The following is a 4,271-nucleotide window of genomic DNA, read 5'->3' on the forward strand; positions in this document are numbered from 1 at the left end:
ATGGGCCGCGAGGCCGACCGCAGAGCGACGGAGCTCGTGTCGTGTACCGTGTTGGCCTGCCAACGCAAAGTCTGCTTAGCGCAACCGGCGGGCGGTCGTCACGACGCCCCGCCCGCCGTCGCGTCCGTTTGGCCGGTCGCGGAGACCGGGAGCGACGTGCGGATCACCGCCGCCAGATGCCGATCCGGTTCGAGCGCGCCTGTTCCTCGGCGGCGAGCAGGTCGGGCGTGGCGTCGGCGCTGGCGCGGCCGCCGCCGTTGAACAGGATCAGCTCGGACAGGTCCTGGCCGTCGAGGGAGCAGCGATAGGCGCCGCTCTCGGCCGGCGCGCAGGCGACATCGCGCCGGCGCAGGTAGCGGCCGAGCTCGCGAGCATTGCGGCCCGTCAGCCCGTCGACCCCGACCAGCCGCACCGTGCGCCCGTCGAAATCCAGGGTGCCGGTATCGACCACCGCCGGGTTGCCCCGCAGCACCGCGCGGCTCCCTGGATCCCGGCCCTCGGGGTCCTGGCCCGCCCGCGGATCGGCCGCCGGGTCGGCGACGCTCGCCACCTCCGGCCGCGGCCCCGGGGCGGTCCGTGCGGCCTCCGGCCTGCCCGTTTCACCCTTGCCCGCTTTGGCCCGGGCCGCCAGCGCCTGGGTGACGAAATCGTGCCAGATCAGCGCCGGCATGTCGCCGCCGGTGACGCCGGCCATCGGCGAGTTGTCGTCGTTGCCGAGCCACACACCCACGACGAGGTCGCCGGCAAAGCCGATGAACCAGGCGTCGCGGCTGTCCTGGGTGGTGCCGGTCTTGCCCCCGGCCGGCACCGAGACCCGGGCGTTCTTGCCCGAGCCTTCCCGCACCACGGCGCTGAGCAGGTCGAGCATCGCGGTGCGCGCCGCCTGGTCGCGAGCGGGAGCCGGGGAGCCTTGAGGCCGGGTGTAGAGCGGCTGGTCGCGGGCGAGGATCTGGCGCACGCCGTAGGGCTCGACGCTCTCGGCCCCGGCCGCCACCGCCGCGTAGGCGCGGGTCATCTCCAGCAGGGTCGTCTCGGCCGAGCCGAGGGCGAGGCTCGGCAGGTTCGGCAGGTCCGAGGTGACTCCGAGGCCCCGCGCCGTCTCGATCACCGCCGGGATCCCCACCGCCTCGGCGAGCTGTACCGCCACGGTGTTGATCGAGTGCGCGAAGGCGGTGCGCAGGGAGACCGCGCCGCGGTAGCGGCCGCCGTAATTCTCCGGCTCCCACTCGCCGACCTGGGTCGGCCGGTCGACCATCGTCGAATCCGGCCGGTACCCCTGGCGGAGCGCCGTGAGGTAGACGAACAGCTTGAACAGCGAGCCCGGCTGGCGCTTGGCCTGGGTGACGCGGTTGAACTGGCTGTCGGCGTAGTCGCGCCCGCCGACCATCGCCAGGATCGCCCCGTCGGGGGCCATCGCCACCAGCGCGCCCTGCGAGACCTTGCGCCGCTCGCCGTCCTGGTCGAGGCGGCGGGCGAGCACGCTCTCGGCGATGTTCTGGAGCGTCAGGTCGAGGGTGGTGCGCACCGTGGCGTCCGCCGGCCCGGTGCCGATCAGGCCGCGCACCGACTCGGCGACGCTGTCGACGAAGTAGTTGGTGCCGACCGGCGTCTCCGTCGGCACCCGGACGGTGGCCGGGGCGCGCTTGGCCGCGTCGGCCTCCGGCCGGGTGATCGCGCCGGTCTCCACCATCGCCTCGAGCACCTGGGCGGCGCGGCCCCGCGCCCCGTCGAGGTTGCGGTGGGGGGCGAGCTGCGAGGGCGCGCGCACCAGGCCCGCCAGCATGGCGGCCTCGCTGAGCGTCAGGTCCTTGGCGGACTTTCCGAAATAGCGCTGCGCCGCGGCATCGGCGCCGTACACGCCGGCCCCGAAATAGGCGGCGTTGAGGTAGCGGGTGAGAATCTCGTCCTTCGGCAGCTGCGATTCGAGCCAGAGGGACAGCACCGCCTCCTGCACCTTCCGCTTCAGGGTGCGGTCCTGCGACAGGTAGCTCATCCGCACGAGCTGCTGGGTCAGGGTCGAGCCGCCTTCGCGGGTGCCGCCGGCGGCGGCGTTGCGGAACGCCGCGCGGACGAGCCCGCGCAGGTCGATGCCGTGATGCTCGTAGAATCGGCGGTCCTCGATCGCCACGATCGCCTTGGCGAGGACCGGCGGCACCTCCTTCGGCGAGAGCTTCGCGCCCTTGATGACGCCGCGGGTGGCGAAGGCCTGGCCGTCGGCGGCGCGCACCACCAGGGCCGAGGCGGTCGGCTCGATGGTGAGCCCGCCATTCACCGGCAGGGTCGCGAGCGCGTAGATCGTCGTGGCGAGGACGAGGCCGAGCGCGAGGGCGGCCGTGACGCCGGCGACGCGCAGCCACGGCACCCGCCGGGCGAGGGCGGCCGCGGGCCGCCAGGCCGCCGCGGTCGCGGCGGCGGCGCGCCGGGTCGCCGGATGGGCGGCAAGGCGGCCCCCGGCCGCCCGTGCCCGCAGGATCCCGTCGCGGGCGGCCGGGCCGAGGCGGGCGCCGAACCCGGCGGCGGCGCGGCGGAACCCGCCGAACCGGCCCTGCGCGGCCGCGGGACGCGGGTCCGTCGTCCGCGCCTCCGGGGCCGGAGACTCGGCGGAGGGCCGCGACGCCCCCCCGAGATCGAGCCAGTCACGGGGACGTCCGTCGGATCCGGTCTCGGGGGGCCGCGCGCTCAAGGCTCAGCGTCCGGCCTGGCGCGGCTCGATCCAGCGCACCGGCCGGGCGGCCGGGCGGCTGAAATGCAGCCGGCGGGCGTGATGGCGGCCGCGATAATGGTGGAAGCGGCCGTAATGCCGGCGATGGTGCCAGTGACGGCGGTGGTGCCAGTGGCGGCGGTAATGGCGGCGATGGTGCCAGTGGCGGCGATGCCAGTGCCGCCGGTGCCAGTGCCGGTGGCGGCGCCAGCGCACGGTCTCGACCGTGGAGGGCTGGTCGAGGGCGGTGGTGACGGCGGCGGTCGGCATCAGCGGCGAGGCGCCGGCGAGACCGCCGAGGCCGGTGAGCAGGAACAGGGCCAGCAGCAGGGAACGGATGCGCATCGGAGCTCCGGGCGGGGAATCCACAAGGCACGGCCCGGCACCGGAATGCCTTCGCCGCATCGAGACCGGAACTCAACGCCAAGCTCTGCCGTTCCGTTCCCGTCCGGAGCCGTGCGCCGACGCGCCGGCGGGCAAGCTTGGCAGCTCGCCGGGCGGGCCTTAGGTGTAGTGGCACGGATTCCTGCGCGTTTTGGGAGAGGTATGCCATGCGGCCGGGCGTGAAGCGGCTCTACCTGTGGTCGGCAGCGGCGGCCTTGCTCGCCGGCGGCATCGGCGCGGCGGAGGCCGGCTGCGTCCGGCACGTCGTCAACCGCTCGCCCTACTTCGCGGTGGCGAGCCGCAACGGCGGCCCCAGCGTCGGCATCCCGCCGCATTCCTCGCGCTCGATCCGCATGCTGGCGCCGGGCCGGGTCGACATCGCGACCTATTGCGCGGCACGCGGCCCGCGCGGGCGGCTGGTGCCGGTCGGCCCGCCGGTGGCGCAGGACAACTACACGTTCACGGCGGTCCTCGACCGCTGCTACTACGACCTCGGCGTGATGCGCCTCGGCCTGGGCGGCACCGAGCCCTTCGTGCTCAACGCCCCCCGCCAGGGCGACCTCACGGTCGGCCCGTTCGGCCCGGCCTGCCCGCCGCTCTGAAGGCGCCAGATCAGGGTTGCGCTGCCGGGGTGAACTGGCTAAGAAACCCCCGTCGGCGCTCACCGCGAGGGCCGGCCGGCATTCCCCGATAGCTCAGTTGGTAGAGCAGGCGACTGTTAATCGCCTTGTCGTAGGTTCGAGTCCTACTCGGGGAGCCACTTCTCCTTCGCGCCGATGGCCGAACGAGAGCCTGCGGCGACGCGCTAGCGGCCGCAATCGAGCATGACCCATCCCGCGTGATCCTGATCGAACGGCGTCGGCGACGATGCGTGTTCGAGCCGATGCTCCGCTCCAATCGAACGAGCTCTCGGAGCCTGTTCGAGCGGGATCGTCTGTCATGACGCCGGAAACAGCGGGATATGACCTGCCCTCAACCTCATCCTGAGGTGTGATCGTAGGACATCCCTGATCATTCATGTGTTTCCGATTGTAAAATTGCTCAGGCGGTCTCTTGAGGTGAGCTGAAGCATTTTCCGACTAAGTGGATACCGGGTCGTCTCAGAAAATGCGGCAAAATCAAAGACCTGGCGAGCTTCGCGATCGCGAAGTCACGGTACACGACGCCGCGACCTCGGCCCGACCAT

General features: G+C 72.9%; 3 protein-coding genes and 1 tRNA gene. 2 read left to right on the top strand and 2 right to left on the bottom strand.

Annotated elements, in window-relative coordinates; all coding sequences use genetic code 11:
• Positions 1-163: 163 nt before the first annotated feature.
• Together A5481_RS10275 and A5481_RS10280 are read right to left on the bottom strand one after the other, a co-directional pair.
• Positions 164-2,683, bottom strand: a complete 2,520-nt coding sequence (locus tag A5481_RS10275) for a PBP1A family penicillin-binding protein (RefSeq protein ID WP_048435422.1) — start codon at positions 2,681-2,683, stop codon at positions 164-166.
• Between the two features lie 3 nt (positions 2,684-2,686).
• Positions 2,687-3,046, bottom strand: a complete 360-nt coding sequence (locus A5481_RS10280) for a hypothetical protein (protein ID WP_048435423.1) — start codon at positions 3,044-3,046, stop codon at positions 2,687-2,689.
• Positions 3,047-3,252: 206 nt separating this feature from the next.
• On the opposite strand from A5481_RS10280, the gene A5481_RS10285 reads away from it, so the two are divergent.
• Positions 3,253-3,687, top strand: coding sequence for a hypothetical protein (locus tag A5481_RS10285; RefSeq protein ID WP_048435424.1), 435 nt, complete (start codon positions 3,253-3,255; stop codon positions 3,685-3,687).
• A gap of 82 nt (positions 3,688-3,769) precedes the next feature.
• Positions 3,770-3,845: transfer RNA gene (locus A5481_RS10290), tRNA-Asn, on the top strand.
• The last annotated feature ends 426 nt before the right edge of the window (positions 3,846-4,271 follow it).

The organism is Methylobacterium platani (assembly GCF_001653715.1).
GTDB lineage: Bacteria > Pseudomonadota > Alphaproteobacteria > Rhizobiales > Beijerinckiaceae > Methylobacterium > Methylobacterium platani.

Bases quoted from the DNA above. Each gene is read 5' to 3' on its own strand.
- A5481_RS10285 (WP_048435424.1), top strand. From the start codon at position 3,253: ATGCGGCCGGGCGTGAAGCGGCTCTACCTGTGGTCGGCAGCGGCGGCC.
- A5481_RS10280 (WP_048435423.1), bottom strand. From the start codon at position 3,046: ATGCGCATCCGTTCCCTGCTGCTGGCCCTGTTCCTGCTCACCGGCCTC.